This is a genomic window from Sphingomonas sp. GlSt437 (assembly GCF_048015635.2).
GTDB lineage: Bacteria > Pseudomonadota > Alphaproteobacteria > Sphingomonadales > Sphingomonadaceae > Sphingomonas.
The window spans coordinates 1,435,665-1,455,802 of record NZ_JBPGYA010000001.1 but is presented as its reverse complement, the minus strand read 5'-3'; the positions used below and the strand labels follow the sequence as shown (position 1 = coordinate 1,455,802).

Annotated in this window: 23 protein-coding genes and 1 pseudogene; 10 read left to right on the top strand and 14 right to left on the bottom strand. The window is 64.3% G+C overall.

Going from position 1 to position 20,138, the window contains the following annotated elements; all coding sequences use genetic code 11:
* Nucleotides 1-20: 20 nt before the first annotated feature.
* From ACLB0R_RS07150 to ACLB0R_RS07140, 3 genes are all read right to left on the bottom strand, one after another.
* The gene (locus tag ACLB0R_RS07150; protein ID WP_434953802.1) at nt 21-407 is read right to left on the bottom strand and encodes a hypothetical protein; all 387 of its coding nucleotides are present in this window, start codon (nt 405-407) and stop codon (nt 21-23) included.
* Between the two features lie 365 nt (nt 408-772).
* A complete protein-coding gene (locus ACLB0R_RS07145; RefSeq protein WP_416642581.1) occupies nt 773-1,453 on the bottom strand; it encodes a nucleotidyl transferase AbiEii/AbiGii toxin family protein in 681 nt (226 codons plus the stop codon).
* Nucleotides 1,454-1,457: 4 nt separating this feature from the next.
* Nucleotides 1,458-1,742 carry a hypothetical protein gene (locus ACLB0R_RS07140; RefSeq protein ID WP_416642580.1) on the bottom strand — a complete coding sequence of 95 codons (285 nt, stop codon included), beginning with the start codon at nt 1,740-1,742 and terminating at the stop codon, nt 1,458-1,460.
* A 143-nt stretch (nt 1,743-1,885) separates the two neighbouring features.
* On the opposite strand from ACLB0R_RS07140, the gene ACLB0R_RS07135 reads away from it, so the two are divergent.
* The 5 genes from ACLB0R_RS07135 to ACLB0R_RS07115 are packed head-to-tail and all read left to right on the top strand — an operon-like array spanning nt 1,886 to nt 5,049.
* Nucleotides 1,886-2,224, top strand: coding sequence for a hypothetical protein (locus ACLB0R_RS07135; RefSeq protein WP_416642579.1), 339 nt, complete (start codon nt 1,886-1,888; stop codon nt 2,222-2,224).
* On the top strand, nt 2,221-2,592 hold the full coding sequence (locus ACLB0R_RS07130) for a helix-turn-helix domain-containing protein (protein ID WP_416642578.1): 372 nt from the start codon (nt 2,221-2,223) through the stop codon (nt 2,590-2,592). The genes ACLB0R_RS07135 and ACLB0R_RS07130 overlap by 4 nt, the downstream gene beginning before the upstream one ends.
* A 6-nt stretch (nt 2,593-2,598) precedes the next feature.
* A complete protein-coding gene (locus ACLB0R_RS07125; RefSeq protein WP_416642577.1) occupies nt 2,599-3,618 on the top strand; it encodes an ImmA/IrrE family metallo-endopeptidase in 1,020 nt (339 codons plus the stop codon).
* Nucleotides 3,619-3,620: 2 nt separating this feature from the next.
* On the top strand, nt 3,621-4,301 hold the full coding sequence (locus tag ACLB0R_RS07120; protein WP_416643034.1) for a C1 family peptidase: 681 nt from the start codon (nt 3,621-3,623) through the stop codon (nt 4,299-4,301).
* Nucleotides 4,273-5,049, top strand: coding sequence for a hypothetical protein (locus ACLB0R_RS07115; protein ID WP_416642576.1), 777 nt, complete (start codon nt 4,273-4,275; stop codon nt 5,047-5,049). The genes ACLB0R_RS07120 and ACLB0R_RS07115 overlap by 29 nt, the downstream gene beginning before the upstream one ends.
* On the opposite strand, the gene ACLB0R_RS07110 is transcribed toward ACLB0R_RS07115, so the two are convergent.
* The 4 genes from ACLB0R_RS07110 to ACLB0R_RS07095 form a co-directional block, all read right to left on the bottom strand.
* Entirely contained in the window at nt 5,019-5,720 is a 702-nt protein-coding gene (locus ACLB0R_RS07110) for a uracil-DNA glycosylase (protein WP_416642575.1), read from the bottom strand. The genes ACLB0R_RS07115 and ACLB0R_RS07110 overlap by 31 nt on opposite strands.
* The gene (locus ACLB0R_RS07105) at nt 5,717-6,892 is read right to left on the bottom strand and encodes a nucleoside triphosphate pyrophosphohydrolase family protein (RefSeq protein WP_416642574.1); all 1,176 of its coding nucleotides are present in this window, start codon (nt 6,890-6,892) and stop codon (nt 5,717-5,719) included. Before ACLB0R_RS07105 ends, ACLB0R_RS07110 begins: the two co-directional genes overlap by 4 nt.
* Before the next feature lie 244 nt (nt 6,893-7,136).
* Nucleotides 7,137-9,119, bottom strand: a complete 1,983-nt coding sequence (gene rlxS / locus ACLB0R_RS07100) for a relaxase/mobilization nuclease RlxS (RefSeq protein WP_416642573.1) — start codon at nt 9,117-9,119, stop codon at nt 7,137-7,139.
* Nucleotides 9,120-9,449: 330 nt separating this feature from the next.
* On the bottom strand, nt 9,450-9,830 hold the full coding sequence (locus ACLB0R_RS07095; RefSeq protein WP_416642572.1) for a hypothetical protein: 381 nt from the start codon (nt 9,828-9,830) through the stop codon (nt 9,450-9,452).
* Nucleotides 9,831-10,129: 299 nt separating this feature from the next.
* Here ACLB0R_RS07095 and ACLB0R_RS07090 point away from each other — a divergent pair, with 299 nt between their 5' ends.
* Nucleotides 10,130-11,185, top strand: a complete 1,056-nt coding sequence (locus tag ACLB0R_RS07090; protein WP_416642571.1) for a hypothetical protein — start codon at nt 10,130-10,132, stop codon at nt 11,183-11,185.
* On the opposite strand, the gene ACLB0R_RS07085 is transcribed toward ACLB0R_RS07090, so the two are convergent.
* From ACLB0R_RS07085 to ACLB0R_RS07070, 4 genes are all read right to left on the bottom strand, one after another.
* Nucleotides 11,150-11,725 carry a lytic transglycosylase domain-containing protein gene (locus ACLB0R_RS07085; RefSeq protein ID WP_416642570.1) on the bottom strand — a complete coding sequence of 192 codons (576 nt, stop codon included), beginning with the start codon at nt 11,723-11,725 and terminating at the stop codon, nt 11,150-11,152. The two genes, ACLB0R_RS07090 and ACLB0R_RS07085, sit on opposite strands and share 36 nt — an antisense overlap.
* A complete protein-coding gene (locus ACLB0R_RS07080) occupies nt 11,713-12,276 on the bottom strand; it encodes a S26 family signal peptidase (protein WP_434953801.1) in 564 nt (187 codons plus the stop codon). Before ACLB0R_RS07080 ends, ACLB0R_RS07085 begins: the two co-directional genes overlap by 13 nt.
* Nucleotides 12,277-12,289: 13 nt before the next feature.
* Nucleotides 12,290-12,520, bottom strand: a complete 231-nt coding sequence (locus ACLB0R_RS07075; RefSeq protein WP_416642568.1) for a helix-turn-helix domain-containing protein — start codon at nt 12,518-12,520, stop codon at nt 12,290-12,292.
* A gap of 150 nt (nt 12,521-12,670) precedes the next feature.
* Nucleotides 12,671-12,970, bottom strand: a complete 300-nt coding sequence (locus tag ACLB0R_RS07070) for a DUF736 domain-containing protein (RefSeq protein ID WP_416642567.1) — start codon at nt 12,968-12,970, stop codon at nt 12,671-12,673.
* Between the two features lie 402 nt (nt 12,971-13,372).
* Between ACLB0R_RS07070 and ACLB0R_RS07065 the strand changes: the two genes are divergently transcribed.
* Both ACLB0R_RS07065 and ACLB0R_RS07060 read left to right on the top strand, forming a co-directional pair.
* A complete protein-coding gene (locus tag ACLB0R_RS07065; RefSeq protein ID WP_416642566.1) occupies nt 13,373-14,131 on the top strand; it encodes a hypothetical protein in 759 nt (252 codons plus the stop codon).
* A 39-nt stretch (nt 14,132-14,170) separates the two neighbouring features.
* A complete protein-coding gene (locus ACLB0R_RS07060; RefSeq protein WP_416642565.1) occupies nt 14,171-14,488 on the top strand; it encodes a hypothetical protein in 318 nt (105 codons plus the stop codon).
* Here the strand turns inward: ACLB0R_RS07060 and ACLB0R_RS07055 are convergent, their stop codons facing one another.
* The 3 genes and pseudogenes from ACLB0R_RS07055 to ACLB0R_RS07045 form a co-directional block, all read right to left on the bottom strand.
* Nucleotides 14,489-16,267 carry a ParB/RepB/Spo0J family partition protein gene (locus tag ACLB0R_RS07055; RefSeq protein ID WP_416642564.1) on the bottom strand — a complete coding sequence of 593 codons (1,779 nt, stop codon included), beginning with the start codon at nt 16,265-16,267 and terminating at the stop codon, nt 14,489-14,491.
* 98 nt (nt 16,268-16,365) lie between these two features.
* Nucleotides 16,366-16,776, bottom strand: a complete 411-nt coding sequence (locus ACLB0R_RS07050; RefSeq protein ID WP_416642563.1) for a DUF2958 domain-containing protein — start codon at nt 16,774-16,776, stop codon at nt 16,366-16,368.
* Nucleotides 16,773-17,081 (bottom strand): annotated as a pseudogene (locus ACLB0R_RS07045) (zincin-like metallopeptidase domain-containing protein); the annotation flags it as partial. The gene ACLB0R_RS07050 and the pseudogene ACLB0R_RS07045, both read right to left, overlap by 4 nt.
* Nucleotides 17,082-17,220: 139 nt before the next feature.
* Here ACLB0R_RS07045 and ACLB0R_RS07040 point away from each other — a divergent pair.
* Both ACLB0R_RS07040 and ACLB0R_RS07035 read left to right on the top strand, forming a co-directional pair.
* Nucleotides 17,221-18,354 (top strand): tyrosine-type recombinase/integrase, encoded by a 1,134-nt coding sequence (locus ACLB0R_RS07040; protein ID WP_184107147.1) that lies wholly within the window; start codon nt 17,221-17,223, stop codon nt 18,352-18,354.
* Nucleotides 18,354-20,126 carry a site-specific integrase gene (locus tag ACLB0R_RS07035; protein ID WP_184107145.1) on the top strand — a complete coding sequence of 591 codons (1,773 nt, stop codon included), beginning with the start codon at nt 18,354-18,356 and terminating at the stop codon, nt 20,124-20,126. Before ACLB0R_RS07040 ends, ACLB0R_RS07035 begins: the two co-directional genes overlap by 1 nt.
* Nucleotides 20,127-20,138: the final 12 nt, after the last annotated feature.

The following is a 20,138-nucleotide window of genomic DNA, read 5'->3' as shown; positions in this document are numbered from 1 at the left end:
GAGACGCAGCTCAGTGCGTGTCATTTCCCCGGTTTGTGAATCAGGCCGAAGCAAACCGCCGATGTTCGCCCATTTGCTGCGTGCGACACGGCCATTCCCGCGCGCTTGCGTTTTGAATCGAGGTTGACGAATCGTTCCATGTTTGTTCTCATTCTTTCATGGCACGACTCGGCGAAGATTCTCTCTCCCTCCATCTTGAGGTGGCCCTTTCCGGCGCAGCACCGGAACTGCTCAAAGGATTGGCGGATACGGACCGCCATCGGCGCAGTTCCGCCGTGGTCGACATTGCGCGGCATCTTGCGGAGCGCCTGCGGTGCTTCGATATTCGGTTCGATAAGCCTAGCCTGCGATTGTCTGCACAGCCGTCGCTTTTCCCGCAGGATCTCGGCCCGATCGGATGACGGCATATTTGTCCGAAATATGCGGTATATTTCGGACAGACCCAAAGGGGCAGCCATTGCCTGCAAGCCAGGCATAATTTTCGACCGTCAGGGGATACCCCCCGATTTCAGCGCGTCGTTGAAAGTGCCGAAACGGTGAAAACGCGCAATGCCGTAGTCCCAGGTCTCCGCCTTGTCCTGAGCCGGGCCTTGTCCCGGAGCCGCGGCGACACAAGCCTTCACTGTCCGAAAAACATATACAAGTTTCGGACACGACGTCCGTTCGCGACGCAATGCTGCCCACCGGCAAGCCAGCGTCCCCGGACGGTGATCGACGCTGTCGCCATGCGGGACCAGCTTCGAGCATCGCCGACGGCATGATCGCGTTGGGTTCAGATAGCGCGCTCTAGCGCCTGGCGGAGAAGACTGCGGCTGATATCTTGTGCGTGTCCGATCAGATGACGGGTTGTCTCGCGCACGAGCAGTTGCGCGTTGATCGATTGCACAAATGCCGGTGTTGCCTTGTCGACGACCGCGAGCGCTTTCTCGCATGCTGGGCGCCCCGCCTGGGCAAGTGCGTCCACTGCATAATCCGTGCCGCAGCGCTCGGCGACTGCAGCGAGATCGAACATGTCGCGCGGCTGGAAATTCCAGCCGCGGTAATAGACCTTCTTGGCGACGATCTCTGCAGGAGTCTCAAGTTGAACCGTCAGCCCGCGGACTTCGCTTGGCTGCGAGGAAGGATCGAGAATGTCAGCGCAGCAGATAAAGTCGATCTCGCCAATCTCCTGAAAGGCGAGCTTGAGAACGGAAGTGCCGTCGGTGCTGTAGCTGTCCGGCCGGCGTGCGACATCGATCCCCTGTGTTTCGGGATTCAGGAACGGCAGGAGCTGCGGGTCGTCGAGAAACAGATCGATGTCGTGGCTTTCACGGTGATCGATCTGCAGCATCAGGGCCGTACCGCCGCCGAAACTCCAGATTGGCGGATAGCCGATCGTGGCTTCGGCATGACCAAGAATCTGAGCGGCGACATCAAACAGGACCGGCCACTCGCTTGGCAGTCCTTCGGGCATTGGCTCAGGCCGCCAGCGGCAGCGCGTATCCCGACAGCTTGGAAAGCTCGTCCGCGACTTGGCTCGCCTTCACGGCATCCACGCCCATGCCCGTGATGAACTGCTTCTGCGTAGCGGGGGGAACTTCAGAAAAGAAAGCGAAAACGGGCGCGACGAACGCGCTCGCGCTCTTCGGATCGACGATCATCGCGGCGAGTTGATGCGCGTCGACACCCGCCCCATAAGGGGCGTTGACGGTCGACAGCACCTGGGTCGCGACGTTCATCATCATCCAACCAATAACGGACATAGGTCCGGATCGTTGCCCAATGTAACCTCTGGGCCTTGCTAAAACAAGAACGGCTCGAGCCGGATATGCCATCTGCAGCTCTTGCATGTCTGGATTTCGGACATTATATGGAGTCTATGTAGTCAAATCGTGCGAGGATGCACATGGCGACGATTGCCCCTCCCAAGCCGGCAGTTGAGGATTTTCCCAAAGACAAGGTCGCGGCGACGCTGCTCGCGGAGTTGCTTCACGTCGCCAAGGCGGAAGCGCAGGTGCGCGGGATCGCCCTACCGCCGGAAGCGCCGAAGATAATGAAGGCGGCAATCCCGATGGATTCGCTTTCGGTCGTCGATACGCTGTGTGCGTTGGAACCCGTTGTCGGCTTCGAGCTGCGCGACAGCATTGTGCGCACCGGTGGCTACAATTCGATCGTAGCGGCGATGGAGCACCTGATCCCGCGGATCGAGCGCGCCTGGGTGCGCAAGAAAGGTCCCAAGAAATGAGCTTTCCCCCGCGCCAGGATGATGACGAGACCGAACGGCGGCGGCTCGGCGAACGGTTGCGCGAGGCGCGCAAATATCTCGGGCTCAAGCAGGAAGAAGTCGCCGCCCATCTCAAGATTCCCCGTACTGGGCTGACCGACATCGAGAATGGTCAACGGCGGGTCGAGGCGATCGAGCTGACGCGGTTGGCGAGATTGTATCGGCAATCGGTCGGCTATTTCACGGGCGAGGACCAAGCCTCCGCCGATCTGCCCGCCGATGTCGCGCATCTCGCGCGGCGCGTCGCCGACCTTCCCGAAGACGACCGGGCGGAGCTGAGCCGCTTCGCCGAATATCTGCGCTCGCGCGCCAGCGGCGATCGGAGCTGATCCGCCATGGCGACCGACTATGCCAGCGCGGTTCGGGCAGGAACGATGGCAGCCGGTCGGCTACATCGCGAGCTCGGCATGCGCGAGCTGGTCGAGACTCACGGCGGCAATATCGACGTGTTCGGCGCGATCTCCGAGCTCGGGCTGCCGTTGATGCTCCGGCCACTCAAGGGTCTCCTCGGCGCTTATCTGCCGTCGCCAGTACCCGGCTTGCTGATTACGACCGAGCGGCGAATGAGCATCCAGCGGTTCACGGCTGCGCACGAACTCGGCCATTACACAATGCGCCACCTGCCGAGCCTCGACGACGAGAGCATCTTGCGGCGCATGCCGACCTCTCCCGAACCAACCGGGCTGTTCCAGGAAACGGAGGCCGATGCGTTCGCGGTGGCGTTCATGATGCCCAAATGGCTGATTCTCGCGCACGCCGCACGCCAAGGCTGGCAGGTCAACGACTTCCGCCGACAAAACGTGGTCTATCAACTCTCGCTGCGTCTCGGTGCCAGCTACGAAGCGACCTGCCGCACGCTGCAGCGCTACGCGCTGATCGACGATTCGACACCGATCGCGCTTCTCGACACCAAGCCGAAACCGCCGAAGCCGCTGAAGGTCGATCTTCTTCAAGACTATCAGCCCGAGAATTACCACGGCGACGTCTGGCTGCTGACGGCGAAGGATGCCGGCACACGGATCGACGGCAGTCGCGACGACACGTTCGTGCTTCGCCTCAACGAACACGCCGGTGGCGGCTATGTCTGGGACTTCGACCAGCTCGAAGCCAGCGGCTTTGCCATCCTCCGGGATCGCCGCGAAAATGCCGATCATGAAGCCATCGGCGGCCCGGTAGTTCGCCGTGTCACGGCTGCGGTCGGCGATGCGCGCTGGGGTCATGTGACGATCGCGGAGCGGCGTCCTTGGGCGCCCGAGCCCGCGCATGCCTCACTGGACATAGATTTCGATGTAACCGGCCCCGAGCAAAAGGGGCTGTCTCGCGCCGAGCGTCGCCTCCGATTCGAGGAGGCGTGACGATGATCGACGTTCACGTCGACCTGCGGCCCCATTTCGGCCCGGCGCGTGACCAGGGCGCACGACCGACCTGCCTCGCCTTTGCCGCTAGCGATACCCATGCCGGGCTTCGGGAAGGCTGGGCGCCGCTATCTTGCGAATATGCCTTCTATCGCGCGCAGCAACGCGCAGGTCGTTCTCCTCTCCAAGGTGCCGTTCTCCCCGCGATGCTGGATGCCTTGCGCTTCGACGGGCAGCCGGACGAGCAAGGCTGGCCCTATGCGCCGACCAACCCGGCCGATCCGCAATTGTGGAAGCCGCCGACGCCTCTAGGGACGCGTTACGGCCGGAACGGAGCCGCAGCCGGCATCGATCTTGGGGCGATCGTCGGTACCTTGGACCAGCAACGACCGATGATGCTGCTGACCATGCTTTCGCGATCCTTCTACCGCCCTGATGGCGAGGGGGTGGTCACGCCCGCGAACGACGAGCTTCCTGACCCTGATTTGCGCCACGCCGTCATCGCGGTCGGGCATGGCACGGTCAACGGCGCGACGGCGATCCTGATCCGCAACAGCTGGGGTTTGGCATGGGGTGTCGAAGGCCACGCCTGGCTCACCGCGCAATTCCTCGGCCGGCGCCTCTTCGCAGCCGCTAACCTCTTGGAGGAAGTCGATGTATCTAGCAGTCCCCTCGCAGCCTGACTGCGCTTCGGCTTGGCTGGCTGCGGTCCGCCTCGTCGACGCGCAGACCGGCCATCACGCGCACAATGTGATCATCGACGTGGCGGACCCGACAGCCCGCGCGAACCTGGCTGATCCGATGGTCGCACGGGTCGACGCGTTCCTGTCAGAACACGAGAAGAAGCCGGTCGAGACGGTCTCCAACACGATCTTCCCGGCGGGCCTCTACACGCGCTACGGTGCGCCGGCCTTTTTTGACCGTTTCCGCGACAATGTGCTGCCCAAGGTCCGGCGTTCGGAAGGCTGGTCGGGCTATTATTTCGAGCGGATGATGCAGCTGCCGCAGGTGGGCGGCGAACCGATCAATCAAATCTGGGACATGGTCGAGCGCCTTCGCAACCCGAATGTGCGCGCGCTCAACAAGTTCGAGCTAAGCGTGTTCGACCCCGCCCGCGACGTCAACGATTCGCCCTATGGCGGCCAGTGCCTGAGCTTCGCGAGCCTCAAGCTGGTCGGCAAGGGCGATGCCCGCCGCCTCGCGATGACGGCGATGTACCGCAACCATTTCTATATCGAGAAACTGCTTGGAAATATCATCGGCCTGGGCCGGCTGCTGGCCTTCATCGCCAAGGAAGGCGGTGTCGGCGTCGGACCCCTGACGATCGTTTCGACTCATGCCGAGATCGACATGAGCAAGTGGGATCGCGAAGAGCTCAAGACGCTGCTCGCCAAGTGCGATCAGGCTAGCGCACAGTCGCTCGCCGCATAGGGCATATCGAACGGCAGGCGCGGCGCCGCCGGTCGGTGTTCCTCGACTCCATAGAGCGCGTACATGCCTTCGGTGAATTCGCGCTGCCCGCCATAGCTCGGATGACGGACCGCGGTCGTCGGTACGCCGAGCTCGCCCAGAGCGAGTTGAGCATCGCGGCCGATCGCGACGATCTGACGCGGCTGGAGCATCTCGATGAGCGCCTGCAGGAGCGGCCAAGTCGCTTCGCGCTCGCTGCGCGTGTGGCACCGGTTCGACATCGGATCGTCCGCCTCGTGCGGATGGAAAGGGAAGACGTTCCAGAGCATCACCGGCTGGGCAATCTCGTCAAGCACACGCCAGACGATCGCCGCCGTCCTTTCGGCAACCGCGGGGCCTTGTGTTGCCCGTTCGAGCGCGATGCCACCCATCAACGCGGCGGCGCGATCCAGATGGATCTCGTCGGTCAGCGGCACACCCGTGCGGCGCCCGCCGCGGTAGCCGAGGTCGCGCGCGATCCAAATTGTTTCGACCCGCGCATCAAGCGCGGCCGACAAGAGGCGTTCGAGATTGTCGCGCCGCCGACCAGCGGCATCGCGCCGGTCATGCACCGAGCATCGGTCGCGCCACGGGTTGAAGACCGACGGAAGCTTGGTAGCCGCCAGGGCGCTGACAAAGTGCTTGGGAGTCACGACGGGATTTCCTTGATACGCAAACGACGATTGGCGAAGTCGATCTGCACTCGACCCCGCCGGTGATGCTGGAGAAAACGGAACGCCGCGTAGCCCTGGAGGATCGCGTCTTCCCACAACCATAGCGGGCAACGCTCGGATTCGTAGCCGGCGACCATCTGGCGAACCTGCTTGAGCATGTCGAGCGGAAGTCCGCCGCGCTTGACCTTCTCGAAGAATGCGAGCTGCTGCGCCTGACCGAAGATCCAGGTGGTGACGCCTTCCTCGGTCAGGACGGCGCGCGCACCGTCATCGACCTCGTCGATCTTCGGCACGCTTTTGCGCTTCAATCGCAGCAGCGAGCGGATGACCGGGGACCAGCCGAGAACCGCGATATAGGCATAGTGAAAGACGTCGTGGAAACGATAGTCGTCCGGCTCAGCGGCATTGTCGGTCAAACGGTCGCCGACGAAGACGCCACCCGAGCGCTGATACACGAAGACTTGGCCGCGGACCGTTCGTTCGTAAACGTCGATCGTCATCTTGCGCGGCAGTTGCTCCTCGAGGTCCATGGTGGAGTCGAAGGGCGCGGGATAAACGCGCTCGCGCGGCCAGCGGTCGAAGATCTTGTGGAGATTCTTCACCGCCGCCGCTTCGATCGTCACCCCTGACTCGTCGGCGGCGCGGACGAGCAACCGCATCACCGCCACGAGGCGATGGGACAAAGCGGAGCGATCCTTACCCAGCACGCCGGATTGGAAATCGTCGACCAGCGTGCCGACCGCGCCGGCCAGGGCGAGCAAGGTGTGCTCGAACTGCGGCATCGGCGCCTTGCCGATCGGGATGTGGACTGGCTGCAGTGCATGGAAGGTCAAGGCGCCGCCGCCAGTAACGGTCCGGCCATCTTCACTGGCCGCCGCGGCGGCAATGTCAGCCAGGGCGATCCCGCCGCGTCGCGCAACGGCCCCGAGGTACCAGAGGACGTCTCCCAGCTCCTCGGCGACCGCATCGGCGTAGCCAAGATAGGACGCGGCGTCGCGTTGTTTCTTCTTCGCTTCGCTGAGTAGGCTGCCGACTTCCCCGAAGAGCCCCAACATCGAAAAGCCAAGCGCGCTACGCCCGCTGCGCTGATCGGTTCGTGCCGCCTGCTTGGCGTAGTCCGCCACCGTTAGCGTCTCGAATTCCTCGGTCATCCGCGCCGCTTTCGGCGATCGGAAATCGCATCTTTCGGAACCGCCACACCATAAGCGTGGAGGGCGCGCAGCACGATCATACGGATTGGCTCGCGCGTATCGAGCGCACGCTGACCGAGATCGCGCTTCGTAATTGACGGTACCTGGATCTGGAGATGCTCGTCCGCATCGGCTTCGCCAGCCCCCTGTCTCATGAAAACAATAGATCATAATTTCATGAAACTTGAAAGAGGCAATCGCGGGCTCACGAAATGCTCGGCCCCGCGCGCCCACGCCCGAAGCTCCAGCTGATACCGTCGCTGCGCAGGATGCCCGACACGCTCTTGCCGACGTGGCGCTCGAGCACCGGTCGCCAGGGGACGAGCGTGAATTCCCGCGACTTCTCGACCAGTGCAAACCGCCCGCTCGTCGTATCGACCGGCCGCCGATAAACGCCGCTCACGCGTGAGCCGGATTCGCTCTCGACGAATGGCATGCCAAGCTCACGAGAGAGCTGCGCGCCGATACGGAGCAGATCGCGGCGCTGGAGGTCTGCGATCATGCCCGGCCGGTAGACCGTTCCGCCGCCTGCCTCCTCGGCAAACCCCTGCGCGATCAGCCACTGGCGGCGCCGCGCCTGCGCGTCGCGCGCGTCGTGCCCGAATCCGGCATCTCGCAACGGTGCCGGATCGGCGGCGACCAGTTCCCGGTCGAGCCAGGTCGCGGCTTCCGCGCCGACCAGCTTCTCCAGCGGCTGGACCGAAAGCGTCTCGACCGCCACCGGCCGGTCCTTGGCGCGGGCGACCTCATAGGCGGCGGCACGGTCGAGATGGTCAGGCGCGATGATCCATGTCCCGTCGGCCTCGCGCGTGACGCCGCCAGTCAGCCGCCGCATTGCCTCGAGCCGGCGCACATGGGTTTGGGCGAACGCCTCGGTCGCGGACGGGTCATGGCGAAGATGCGCGTCGACATCGTAACGCCCGTCGTTGGCGGCAGCGATAGCGGCGACGATGCGGTCAGCTTCGCGGATGCCGACCGACACCGGCTCGATCCGCACGATCGCCCCGGTCGAGTGGGGATCGACATGCTCGCCCTTGCCGATCTCGACATAATAGGTGCGACCATCGGTCGCCTCGACCAGCAGGTATTGGCGGTCGTTGAGCTCGTCTGACAGACCGCGTTCGATCACGCGACCGACCAGCGGCCGGGAATCGGCCGCGGCAGGGTCGTAGATAGCCTGATCGGCGAGCGCCGGCGCTGACCCTCGCGTGGCGAAGGCACGCTGCATCGTGCGGATGATGTCGCCGCGCTCGCCCATGCGCTTCAGCGTGTCGGCAAGATCAGGGGCGAGTTGCCAGGTCGACGCGCCCATCTGCGTAGCGAGCCCGAGCCGTTCGAGCTTGCGCAGCCGCCCCATCCGCACCGTCTGATCGAACGCATCAGCCGCGCCCGAGCTGACGAGCCGACCGGCGTCGGCGTCGCGCAGCAAAGTGCGGTCGATGGTGGTCAGGCGTTCATGATCGACCTCGCCGCGTAGCTTGTCCTGGATCGCGTCGATCGTGCGTGGCCCCAAATCGAGATCGACCAGTTCCGCCGCGCGCTCGCGCATGCCCTGCGTGATATATTCGCGGGCGATGATCAGGTCCTTGCCCCGGTCATCCTTACCGCGCAGGATGATGTGGGTGTGGGGATGCCCGGTGTTGAAGTGGTCGACCGCCACCCAATCGAGCTTCGTGCCGAGATCCTCTTCCATCCGCGCCATCAGCCGCCGGGTCAGATCCTTGAGATCGTCATACTCCGCGCCGTCCTCCGGCGAGACGATGAACCGGAACTGGTGGCGGTCGCCCTGGGCCTGGTCGAGCCACGCCTTGCCATCGACCTTGTCGGCGTCGGCGCCATAGAGCTGGCCGCGTCCGCCTTCGCGGGTCATGCCGTCGCGCTCGACATAGCGCATGTGGGCGCGCGCCGCGGCGAACGCCTTGCTGGCGAGCTTCACGATCCGCGATTTGATGATGACGCGGCGCGCCCGGAACGCGGCATAGCGATCGCGGCTACCGAGCACCCGGCCGACACCCGAGCCGCGCCCGATCCGGCTGCCGTCGAAGCGGGCGCGCCGGTTCGGCGATCCGGCGCCGCCGCGGGCGAGATTGGCGGCCGCGAGAACCTTGGACAAGAACTTGCGCCCCTGCTTGCTGCCCTTGGCGCGCATGCGTCCCAGGCGGGGTTCGAAATCGTCGTCGTTGAACATGCCGGGCCTAAAATTGAGGGGTTTGCCCGGCAGCATTACCCTGCCCGGCGCAGCTGAAAACCGGTGCTAAATTTTCCAAGGAATTCTGCGGCCCGGCGCGAACGTGGCACTACGACCCACCAGTTGGTGCCAACGCTTCTTGAAAAAACGACGTGCAGACAATGGCTTATGGTGTCCAGCCGCAGGCTGGCACCATTGCTTCATCTTGCCTTACGCCTTCTCACCCTGAAGACCGCCAATTCTAGCTCTCCTCCCCCCAGAGCCAGGCGAGCCGAGGCAAAAAGAAAGGAGCGACGCCAGCCAGGCGCCGCTCCTCGATGCCGCTGATATTCACGCGATCGCGAAGGCCTCCAGCGCCTCCCGCCTGCGCTGAAATGTGCGCTTTCCCATCATGCCGTGCGCGTTGCCGTCGCTATCGACGATCATCATCGCGACGTACCATATGCTGTCCAATCGCCCGACAATTGCGATCCGATCCAGCTCGATTTCGTCGTCATCGACGCTTTCGTATGTGCCGATCCAGCGCTCCTGAACACGCGCATCCCAGTGAAAATCGATCTCTTCGGCTTCCAGGAATCGGTGCGCCAGCGCCTCGCCGACACCGCGTCCAAACTCGATCTCCAGCCCCGAAACCAGCGCCGCCATCACGCGATCTGTTGCTCTGGCCGACCCTGCGCCAATGCTCTCCATCATGCTCATGACCTGCTCCATTCCTTCTCCTCGACCATCGAGGATGAAGCCTCGAAGACGGTCGGCGGAGCGCCTGTCAGGGCTGCCGGAGCGCAAGCGGAGGCACCGCGCAAGCGGCGGCGGAGGAACCGATTTTGTTGCGCAGGAACGAACAAAAGCGCGTGCGCAGCACGCTCCTTCTCGCGGCAAAATTGGAGGGGCTGCCGGCCTTGATAGGCGTTCTGGCGGCCGTCATGCTGGGCCTTGCCGAGACGAGCCCACCCCCTCCCGGCCAAACCAATTCAATCGTGTCGATGCAGGGGCTGGGCTAAGCTACTCGCATGACAGACAGTACCGACGATGTTCCGCCCGACCCCGATCCGACCGCGCTATTCGGGAAAGCGCATTTCGGGCGCTACATGCGGGCGCAATGGTCGAAGAAGGGCGAGACGCTCGCCGACGATGCGCGGCTCGGCATTAGTATTGACGAGCTTGTCCGGTCTTCTACCGACCGCAACAAGAAGGTCGAAGCACCATATATCGACCTGTGGATCGCGATCCTCGACGAGTTCGGCAGCTGGCTTGTGAGCCTATTTAGCACGGTGTATCGCCCTGCCAAAGAGCGCGATGTGCCGATGAACGACTTCGAAAAGTCGGTCGTCGTTTTGCTCGGCAAGCTCATCGCGGACACCAACGCGCTGCGTCATCTCGTGACGCTCGGCTTCGACGGATCGGCGCGGACACTGCTACGGTCGATTACCGAATATATCCATGTCCTCGTCGCGCTGATCGACGATTCTGCGCTTGCCAAGGATTTCGTTGGGGCTGACACCCCCGAGACAGCCAATGCGTTCTATTTCCGGCAACTCGCACGGGGCAAATTGTTCAAGCGCCTGGAGGCCGCGTGGGCGGGATTCTTTCAGTCAAGTGGCGACGCCGCGAGATGGTTCGCCGACCAGCAACGTCGACAGGGGAAGATGTTGTCGGGAACAGCGCATCCAAGTTTTGCCGGCGGCACACAGGCAGTGATCGGATTCATCGAAACGGCACCCGACGAGAACTGGCTCGGCCACTGGGGCGCGAAGTCCAATATGTCGGTGCTCACGATCTCGCTTTACGCTGACGCCTTCCTACCGCTGGTGCTGCTCACCGATTATCCGTTCACCGGGTTCGATGGCGCGTTCACAGCGCCGATTAACTTTGATCCCGAGGATGAAATGCACCGGCACGTGAAGCTCGGTCGGTCGGTGCTGGCGAGCCTGATCCTTTCGCTAAACACGGAGTCGAACATTGGCCACGTCTATCCCCCTGGATTTGAACCGATCGAATCCATCGAGGACACGGAGGCCGACCCAGCAGTTCTATCGCTGGTCGCCGGTGCGGCGAATGAAGAATAGCAGGTCGGGCGGAGGCACAGCGGGTGCTCGCCCGGCGACAATGGACGGAAGCCGATTTGCTGTAGCGGGCGCCCCAGTTCGCGAGGTTACGCTAGCAAGATAGCCAACGGTTTCCGTGGGCAGGCCAGCCCGGCCCGCGAGATAGGCCGCATAGCGCCCGGGGCCGGCATTATAGGCGGCGAACAGTCCTGGATAACCGAAGCGATCATACATCCAGCGAAGGTAGCAGCTCCCCGCCATAATGTTGTCGCGCGGATCATTCGGGTCAGTGCCTAATCCAAGGGCCGCGCGCATCTCGGCCCAGGTCGCCGGCATCAACTGCATTAGCCCCATAGCTCCTGCTTTGCTGGTGATCGGCCGACCGTTGAGGGTCGTCATCCCTGCGCTTTCAGCGTGCATGACGCGCTCGATCCATTCGGCGGGAATGCCGAACCGGACCGATGCCTCGGCGATATACGGCCGCCATTGCGCGACGGGATCGGCCCTTGCGGGCGAAGCCATCAGCGCGATTACGAGCGCCGCCGCCTTCAGTACGTCCATAGCGGCCACGCGCTGCCGATGATGTCCCCACGCGGGGTCGGCCCGAAATAGCGGCCATCGAACGACGCCGGGTTGTCGGCCATGAGCAGGAACAACGCGCCGTGCCGCAATGTCACGCACCCCGTCCACCACGGCATGGGCCGCCTGGCGCGATCGGCGGCCAGGCGGTCGGCGACCCGCGTTCCGTTGACGAAAACCGTAGGTCCGCGCGCACAAAGAGTATCGCCGGACCCGCCCGCTATTCGCTTCACCAGGGGCACGTTCTCGGGGAGATAGCGCCGCTCCGCAGCAAGCCGGCGATAGGCTCGGGGGACGCGCGCGATTACCATGTCGCCGGTTTGCAGCGCGCCGGCTGAACCCACCGCGTAGAGGCCGAGCGGCGCGCTGGCGGTGGTGTTCCAGACGAGAAGCGGGCGCGGGTGGAGCGCGATCGTCGTGCCAAGCCCGGCCATCAAGATCCCAAGCGCGACCGAGCGACGCCCGAGTTGGCTGCGCGTGCGCTTGGCGGCGCGCAGGGCATCGCCCCAGTGGTTCAGCGGCCGCAATGCCATGGATGGGCGATCGTCAGTCATGACCGCCGCTTTCCGCGACACCCTTCGACCAGCCGTCGAGATCGTCGATGTGATAGCGGACATGGCGCGAGTGGCGCCGGAAGCGGGGCCCGGTGCCAGCGCTGCGATATTCTTGAAGGGTGCGGGTGGACAGCCCTAGATAATGGGCAGCCTGCTCTGGGCTAAGGAAAGGGGAGCCGCGCTGTGCGAGGCGCGCGCGGGTAATTTCGTCTCCGTCGTTCATTGATCGGTCCTCACGCGGCGCGCCGCGTCGTGCGGCGGGCGGACCCGTGATGCGGTATTGGAAGAGCCGCAGGGAGTGTCGAAAACGGGCGGTGCCGAATTCGACACAGTGGCAACAAGGCCCCGCGCCAAAGCGCGAGGCCTGCCTTGATCAGCGCGACCAGATGAGCTTGTGCTCGCCGTCATCGCCCTGGGTCAGCGTCGCGTATATCGGCGCCGGGAACGAAGGATCGTCGAGCTTGAGGCTCAGATATTCCGCGCCCGTCTCGCGCGCCGCCTTGGTCCAGGCCGCGCCGAACTCGACGCCGCCTGCGCTCACGCGGTGGTCGGGGGACTTGTCGTTGTCACGCTCGACGGGGCGGATGGTCGCCTTGACGCGAAGCGTGAGGGTGCGGATTTCGCCGGTGTAGGTGCCGTTGTCGTCGCGCTTGAAGCTGCCGATCTGTGCCATGGTAACGTCTCCTGATGCATGTATCGAGCACCGCCCCATGCGGCCTCGATGGCGGTCGATCGGGCGCCGGACGGCCGACGCGCACCTTCGGTCGAAGCGTTAGCGGAGAACGGCAAAAGCCGATTTTCTTGGTTGCGCGAGGAGCGCGCCAGCGCGGGGAAGAAAATCGGACGACGCCGTTGCGCGGCCAAGGCCGGGAGGCGCCAGACCCGCCATCAAGAGAGGCCGCAAGGGCGGCGCTGGACGTGCAGCACTGAAGCGACGAACCTTGCAGATCGATGGTCTGGCGCGCATCGCTTCGGCGATCCCTGCTTGCGAAATCCAAGCGCTTTTGCGCTCTCGGTCGCCTCGGCCTCGTCATCGCGCGCTTGACAATGTTCCTGATCTGTTCGCGCATGCGGCATGCCCGCTCGAATCGACCTGGCGCAGCTCGCGCTGCGAACGCTGGAGGATGCGCTTGCCCAGCTCGACGCTGCCAATGGCCCGATCGTGCGGAACTGGGGCCAGCGTCTGGCGCTCGCCTGGCTTGCGCACGAGTGCATCGCCGAGCGCTGGCAATGCATCAAATTCTGGAAGGAACTTGCCGATCCCAAGGATTGGGCGCACACGCCCGATGTGGCGCAGTATATCCGCACCACGTCCTTGCACGGGCTGCTCGATTGCTGGCACCTGCGCGCCGGTTGGGCACCGCCCGGCCTGATGCAGCGCGCACGATGGGCGAGCGCCTATGCGCCCGAGCTTGACTCCGATGCCGTGGAAGCGATGCTCGACGCTATGTGCAACCTCTATCGCTTGAAAACGCCAACTGCGGCGATCGCCGACCTGTTCAGGGCGGTCGCCGATGACGGGCTGAACGCGGCGAGCGAGGTCTATCCGGGCTACAAGGGGCTTGTCATCGCCGGTGGTCGGGTGCGGGCGATGACCTGGGGATTTCCGGTCGTGTTGAAGGGCAAGAATGGCCAGCCCTTGAAGCCCAAGCCGGTCAACAATGCCCGGTTCGACAAGCTCGGCGGCTATTGGCGGCGCTGGGCGACCGATCCCGCCAATCGTTGCCTCATCCCGTTCAATGCCTATGCGGAGGCGGTCGGGCCGCGTGGCAGGATGACCCGGACATGGTTGTCGGTCGCCGATCGTCCGATTGCGGCCTGGGCAGGCTTGTGACGCGCGTCGGACGAATGGGGGGACTGCTATACCGGCGTAATGACCGACAATGCGCCCGAACTGGCGTATATCCACGATCGCTCGCCGGTCATCCTCGAGCCGCACGAATGGGACGCGTGGCTGGCGATCCGCTGCCTGCCTTGTCGCGCTTCGATCGGCCGTTTCCTGCCGATCGCATCGTCGTCGAGGCGACCGCCGACCCCTGGGCGGCGCGAAGCGCGACCACCTAACTCAAGGCACTGCGGCGCGAAGCGCGACCGCCTGACCATTGAGGCTTTCTGGGCCGCCGTACGGCCCGATAGTGTAAAAAAAGATGGCAAGGGGACGGGCGACGGCACAGCCGCCGCCCGCATTTAATCAAGCCGCTTCGGCAAAGGGCGAAGCCGGTTCGTCGGGGTCCGGCGCATCACGCAGATCGCGTGCCGCGACGACTTTAGCATGGGCCGCGACGGTGCCCACGCCGCCGCGCGCGGTATAGGCCATCGGCGGGAACTGCATCCAGCGCGGCACCCAGCGCTCCACCTTGGGGCGCCCGTCACGGCCTTCGAGATAGTCGCCGACGATGCGCTTCATCGTCTTGGACTTCTCGCCTGCATTGGCGTCGGCGACGGTCTCGCCGGCGACCTCGGCGACGATCCGGGACAGCACCTCGCGGTCACGGATCAGCGCGAACAAGGCATCATCCGCCTGCCACCACTCGGCCATGTCGATGCCGATCTCGCCGCCTGCCGCCTCGACCGCCGCGCTCCCTGCTGCCAGCGTCTCGCCGATCACCACCGCGATCACGTCCATGACGGTGGGGTCCGGTAGCTCGATCAGCCGCAGGAACACGCCGACGACGCCATAGTCGTCGCCATTGCCGCCGGTGACGGTCGGTTCCTCGGGCGCGAAGCCGAGCAGGTCGAGCACCGCGCGGCGGCGCTCGTCGAACACCGCCTCGCCGCGCGACGTTTCGAGGCTCTCTCGAACCTCGTCGTTACGCAAGAACTGCCGCTCGGGCCGCACGGCCCAGAGCGGCGAGCCGACGATGGCATGCGCGACCATCAGTCGCAGCGCGACCTCCGGACGCGCCAGCAAGGCGGCGCGGACGGCGGCATGGCGATGCAGATCGACATAGTTCTGGAGCGCCGAGGTCAATTCGGGACGCTGGGGTTTCGGCGTGCCGGGCGCGCCGCCGCTCGCAGCCTTGGCGATGCGACGCGCTTCCTTGCGCGACACATAGCCTTCATGAAAAATGACCTCACCCGAGGCGCGGATATCGATATAGACAAGTCCGCCCTTGCGCTTGGCCGTCTTCTCATAGTCCCAGGAATGGAATGGCTCGGACGCGGGCACGATGACGACATCGCACCAGCCCTGCTCCAGATAGTCGGCCTTGCGCGCCTCGATCGCGGCGCGTTGGGCGGTCCAGAACGCATCCGGATCGGCGAGATAACGGTCCTCGCCGAACAGGTCGGCGATGGTCGCGATGCCGCTTGCGTCCACATCGAACAGCGCGTGGCGCGCCGCAATCGTCTCGCCGCCCAACAGCCAGGATTTGAGTTCGCGGCCATAAGGAGGCCAGCCATTGGGGTCGTCATAGAGCGCGAGCCAGTCGCGTTGCTGGCTCTTGCTCGCCAGCGTTAATTGGCGAATGGTCGCAACGTCGAGCTTCTCCTGCGCGTAAAGCTGGCGCAGGCGCGGCAACAGATTGCCGAGCGCGAGGACCCGGCGGATCGCTAGTTCGGGCAGGCCGAACGTCGCGGCGATTTCATCGACGCTGCGGCCCTCCTTCACCAGCCGGGTGAAGGTTTCCCACTGGGTCACTTCGTCGGGGTCCAACCGTGCGAGGTTCTCGATCAGCGAGGCTTCTAGCGCGGCGGCATCGTCGCCTGCGCCAATGATCGCGGCAGGCACGCGGCCAAGCTCGGGGTCCGCCTGCGGCTCGGCAAGCGCAAGGCGCGCGGCATGAACCCGCCTGCGCCCGGCCACCAGTTCATAACGTCCCTCGCTGCTTGCGCGCAAAATCACCGGCACGAGGATGCCGCGTGCGCGCACGGTTGGCAGGATATCGGTCACGTCCGGGGCTTTCCTGCCCGCGCGCATGTTGACCGCGCTGTCGTCGATGTTGCCAAGGTCGATGAAGTCGAGTTTCATGGTCGTCACTCCTTGTGAGTGCCGGCCCGTCGTCTTTTCCGGGAGGGCGGACCGGCTTTCGAAAGCGGCGGGAACGCGCCGCGCGTCATCCGGCCCCGTCAGGATTTGGGGGGCCGAAGCTGGTGGGCGGCAGCGCGTCGCAAAAGCTGCTCGGCCCAGATGATCGAACCCGCGCGCCTTGCGGTCTCGGCCCAGCGCGACAGCGGGAACGGCGTCGCGAAATCGAGGTCGCGTTCGATCCGCAAGCCGAACGGCAGGCGCACGCTCGCAATCTCTGACAAGCTGAACGAGCCGAGTTCGGGACAGCCGAAGCCGAGATCGGCAAGGCCGAACAGGGTATCTTCATCGTCGTCGAGTTCGGTCGCCAACCATGTCGCCGCGCCCGCCGGGTTGAACAGCTTGACCACCGGGACGGGGTCGGGTTCGGGCTTGTCGTCGCGTAGCGCGGCGAGGCGATTGATCGCGTTGGCGCGCAGCGCATAGCGAAGGTCGGGGGTCAGCAGGATCATGCCGCGATCCTCTCGTCGATACGAGCGGCTTGCGCTTCGCGATGCCGCGCCAACAGCCAGTCGGCTGCCTTGGTCGCCGCGCTCGCCGCCCGAAAGATGGCGCGATTATCCTCGCGCAGCACGTCCAGCCACGCGCCGATATAATCGGCATGGCGGACGGTCGGCACGATGCCGAGCGCGGCGCAGAGGAACGCCGATCCCATCTCGGCGATTAGTTCCTCGCGGGCAAAATCCTTGCTGCCGAACCCGTTGGTCAGGGTCCGATTGAGCCGCTTGGGGTGGCCGGTCGCGTGGGTCAGTTCATGTTAGGTCCTGCCCACAGGATGTCCTTTCTGTCCTTTCAGGGCTATCCAGAAGGACACCCTGCACAGGCCCCACTCTCCTTCTTCGCCGAATGGGGTGGGCCCGAGGGCCCACCCCATTCGGCAGCGATCGAGGAGAGGTATGGCGGAGTTGTTGTTCTCGGCAGAAACGTTCAGGCCCGATGGCTCATCGGTTCTGGGCGTGCCGATGCTGCTCGACGCGAAAATGCGACTGATCGAGCCGGCCTGTGCCTGGCTGATGCATGTCGCGCTGGTGCGTGGGCGGACGCGCAGCCCCGAGACCTGGCGCACCTACGGCGAAGCGCTCTATGACTGGTGGCAGACGATTGAGGCGAATGACTGGCGCTGGGACAGTGTCGGCTCTGGTGAGATCGCAGCATACCGGGACAATATGTTGCATCCACCTGATGACGACGAAAAGCCGCTGGCGCGCAGTACGATCAATGGCCGGTTGCGCACCATCGCCCGGTTCTACCACTGGTGTGCCGGGACCGGCCTGATTGATCGAACGCCGTTTACGGCAAGCGACGTCGCACTGTCGCGAAGCCGCCCGCCAGGCTTCTTCGCTCATATCGATGCGAGTGGCGGCCGCGAGCGCGTCAACGAGCTGACCGTGCGCCATGTGACGATGCTGCCGCGTCCGCTGGCGCCGTCGGCGATCCGGCGGATCATAGCGGAAATGCCGGTCAGGGACCGGCTCGTTGTCGAATGGGCGGTCACGACCGGGATAAGGCGCATGGAGATCGCCGGGTTGAAACTCCGCCTTCTTCCGAAGGCCTGCGCCGAACCGATGATGCCGGTGCGAATCGACGCAACAAAGGGCGGAAAAGCCCGCGTCATCTATCCGCCGCCCACGCTTCTGGATCGGACGTGGGCTTATGTGCGGGAGGAGCGCGCCGTCACGGTTAGAAAAATGCAAGCTCGCGCTGGGCCCACTGACCCTGACGCGCTGTTCCTGACCGTAAGGGGGCAGCCGATGACGCCCCGGCGGGTTGGCGCGATGTTCAAAGCGGCGGCAGACGGCGCAGGCGTACCGGCGACGTTCCATGCGCTGCGCCACACGTTCGCGGTAGCGATGCTGAGGTTCCTGCAGCGCGAGGCACAAACCCATCCGGACCTCAATCCGCTGCTCGCGCTGCAGGTGTTGATGGGGCACGCCGATCTTGCGACCACAGCGATCTACCTCCGCGTCGTCGCAACCGACCTCTCGATCATCGAATCCTCAGTCGATGATCTCTATGCGGCACTGCTGTAGTGGCACGCCGCCGGAAGAATTATCGGGTCGCACCATCGCCGATCCCGCTGATCAGCGAGCCCGGTACGCTCGTCGTCAACTTCGTACAAGCAGACGGCACGCTCAAGCGTTCGTTCGATTTTACAATGTTCGGAAAAGTGCCGATGGCGGCCGAGCTGGCGCTGGCGTTCCGACATCATCTTGGCGACAAAGCAGCGTCAACTCGCATCAGCACCTATCGTCGGCTTCCCCTGTGGTTCTCGTTCATCAAGGAACATGATGATGCAATCACGTCGATGCGTGACGTCGATACAGCGGTGCTGCGCGCGTTCATCGCATCGCTCGATACCAAACCCTGGGTGAAGGCGACGAGACATGGGGCATGGTCGTGCATCAAGCAGTTGATCGCATGGTTGCAGCGAAACCGGCCCGAGCTGACCCACTCCGACCTTGATATCCCGTTCAACGCCTTCCCACGCAAGAATGCCGAGACACCGCCTCGAGCGGTGCTGAGCCGAAACGAGATGGAGCGCGTGCTAGCCGCAGCCCGCGCCGATATCACTGCCAGCTGGGCGGTGTTCCAGGCTGGGTGCGCGGCGCTTGCGCGCCTCGACCGTGCCGCGATCGCGGCTGAGGACGATCTGGCGCGGCTTGATCTGGACGATATCGGGGTTCTGCTTGCGATAATCTGCGATCGGTTCGGCGGGATCGTGCCACCGACGCGGGTGATGTCGAAGCCGGGAGCGAAACTGTGGCGCCTTCACTTCGCGATGCTGCGCCATGGCGCCAATCTGAAGGTGGCGGCTCATCTCTACATGATGCCGGAAACGATCGTGCCCTACATGATCGCGATCGGCGCGCAGACCTACGCCAATGCCGAAGCGCTGCGCTTGCTTCGTCGCGACTGCATGAGCGAGCACCTCCTGCTTGACGGCCGCGTGCTCGTCACCTGGAGCAAAGGGCGCTCGAGCCGCGAACAACGGCGCAGCTTCCTCAAGGATAAGAGCTTCTCGGTCCCGACGTTGATCGAGCAAGTGCTGGCAATGACGGCTGCGCTCATCCCGCATGCGCGGCCCGAGGACCGGGACCGCCTGTTCCTGATCGACAATATGAACAGCTCGCGGATCGTCGGCGTGATACCGAACTATCTGGTATCGGCGCATGTCCGGCGCTTCGTGAAGCGTCACGATCTGCGAGACGATCTGGGCAGGCCCTTGCAACTGAGCATCGCCGCGCTTCGGGCATCTGGGCTGACGCTGGCGCATGAGAGGCTGGGCCATGATATCCTGAAAACCCAGGCGCTGGCGAACCATGCGACGCCGGACACCACGCAGCGTTATGTGGATCGGCCGCTCGTCCGACAAGCCCAAGCCATCGCCGTTGGCGCCTTGCAGGCCCGGTTCGTCGAGATCGTGCGGGGGGAGCCGGATGCGGAAATACCCGAACAGCCTGACGTCGACGTTCGCCGTGCGTCGGCCTCGGGCTTCATCTGCGCCGATCCGATGGGTGGGGCGGCGGAAGGCCAGCGTGCGGGCCAACTCTGCACGGCCTGGCTGGGGTGCTTCACCTGCCAGAACGCGGTCATCCCGCTCGATGTGGAGATGCTGGTTCGGCTTAACGCGACGCGATCGGCGCTGATCGACGCGCGAAACGGGATGGTGCCGGGTCGTTGGCGGCTGCTCTATGCCCCCAAACTGGAGATCCTCGAACGCGATATTCTGCCGCGCTTCCCGGACACGCTGCATGATGCAGCGGTCGACCGTGCGCTGCCCGTGCTGCCGCCGATCGAATGAGCGTGCGGCCAC

What these genes read in the sequence shown, in the direction of transcription:
- ACLB0R_RS07150 (WP_434953802.1), bottom strand. Translation starts at nt 407, where the DNA reads ATGCCGTCATCCGATCGGGCCGAGATCCTGCGGGAAAAGCGACGGCTG.
- ACLB0R_RS07145 (WP_416642581.1), bottom strand. Translation starts at nt 1,453, where the DNA reads ATGCCCGAAGGACTGCCAAGCGAGTGGCCGGTCCTGTTTGATGTCGCC.
- ACLB0R_RS07140 (WP_416642580.1), bottom strand. Translation starts at nt 1,742, where the DNA reads ATGTCCGTTATTGGTTGGATGATGATGAACGTCGCGACCCAGGTGCTG.
- ACLB0R_RS07135 (WP_416642579.1), top strand. Translation starts at nt 1,886, where the DNA reads ATGGCGACGATTGCCCCTCCCAAGCCGGCAGTTGAGGATTTTCCCAAA.
- ACLB0R_RS07130 (WP_416642578.1), top strand. Translation starts at nt 2,221, where the DNA reads ATGAGCTTTCCCCCGCGCCAGGATGATGACGAGACCGAACGGCGGCGG.
- ACLB0R_RS07125 (WP_416642577.1), top strand. Translation starts at nt 2,599, where the DNA reads ATGGCGACCGACTATGCCAGCGCGGTTCGGGCAGGAACGATGGCAGCC.
- ACLB0R_RS07120 (WP_416643034.1), top strand. Translation starts at nt 3,621, where the DNA reads ATGATCGACGTTCACGTCGACCTGCGGCCCCATTTCGGCCCGGCGCGT.
- ACLB0R_RS07115 (WP_416642576.1), top strand. Translation starts at nt 4,273, where the DNA reads ATGTATCTAGCAGTCCCCTCGCAGCCTGACTGCGCTTCGGCTTGGCTG.
- ACLB0R_RS07105 (WP_416642574.1), bottom strand. Translation starts at nt 6,892, where the DNA reads ATGACCGAGGAATTCGAGACGCTAACGGTGGCGGACTACGCCAAGCAG.
- rlxS (WP_416642573.1), bottom strand. Translation starts at nt 9,119, where the DNA reads ATGTTCAACGACGACGATTTCGAACCCCGCCTGGGACGCATGCGCGCC.
- ACLB0R_RS07095 (WP_416642572.1), bottom strand. Translation starts at nt 9,830, where the DNA reads ATGGAGCAGGTCATGAGCATGATGGAGAGCATTGGCGCAGGGTCGGCC.
- ACLB0R_RS07090 (WP_416642571.1), top strand. Translation starts at nt 10,130, where the DNA reads ATGACAGACAGTACCGACGATGTTCCGCCCGACCCCGATCCGACCGCG.
- ACLB0R_RS07085 (WP_416642570.1), bottom strand. Translation starts at nt 11,725, where the DNA reads ATGGACGTACTGAAGGCGGCGGCGCTCGTAATCGCGCTGATGGCTTCG.
- ACLB0R_RS07080 (WP_434953801.1), bottom strand. Translation starts at nt 12,276, where the DNA reads ATGGCATTGCGGCCGCTGAACCACTGGGGCGATGCCCTGCGCGCCGCC.
- ACLB0R_RS07075 (WP_416642568.1), bottom strand. Translation starts at nt 12,520, where the DNA reads ATGAACGACGGAGACGAAATTACCCGCGCGCGCCTCGCACAGCGCGGC.
- ACLB0R_RS07070 (WP_416642567.1), bottom strand. Translation starts at nt 12,970, where the DNA reads ATGGCACAGATCGGCAGCTTCAAGCGCGACGACAACGGCACCTACACC.
- ACLB0R_RS07065 (WP_416642566.1), top strand. Translation starts at nt 13,373, where the DNA reads ATGCCCGCTCGAATCGACCTGGCGCAGCTCGCGCTGCGAACGCTGGAG.
- ACLB0R_RS07060 (WP_416642565.1), top strand. Translation starts at nt 14,171, where the DNA reads ATGACCGACAATGCGCCCGAACTGGCGTATATCCACGATCGCTCGCCG.
- ACLB0R_RS07055 (WP_416642564.1), bottom strand. Translation starts at nt 16,267, where the DNA reads ATGAAACTCGACTTCATCGACCTTGGCAACATCGACGACAGCGCGGTC.
- ACLB0R_RS07050 (WP_416642563.1), bottom strand. Translation starts at nt 16,776, where the DNA reads ATGATCCTGCTGACCCCCGACCTTCGCTATGCGCTGCGCGCCAACGCG.
- ACLB0R_RS07040 (WP_184107147.1), top strand. Translation starts at nt 17,221, where the DNA reads ATGGCGGAGTTGTTGTTCTCGGCAGAAACGTTCAGGCCCGATGGCTCA.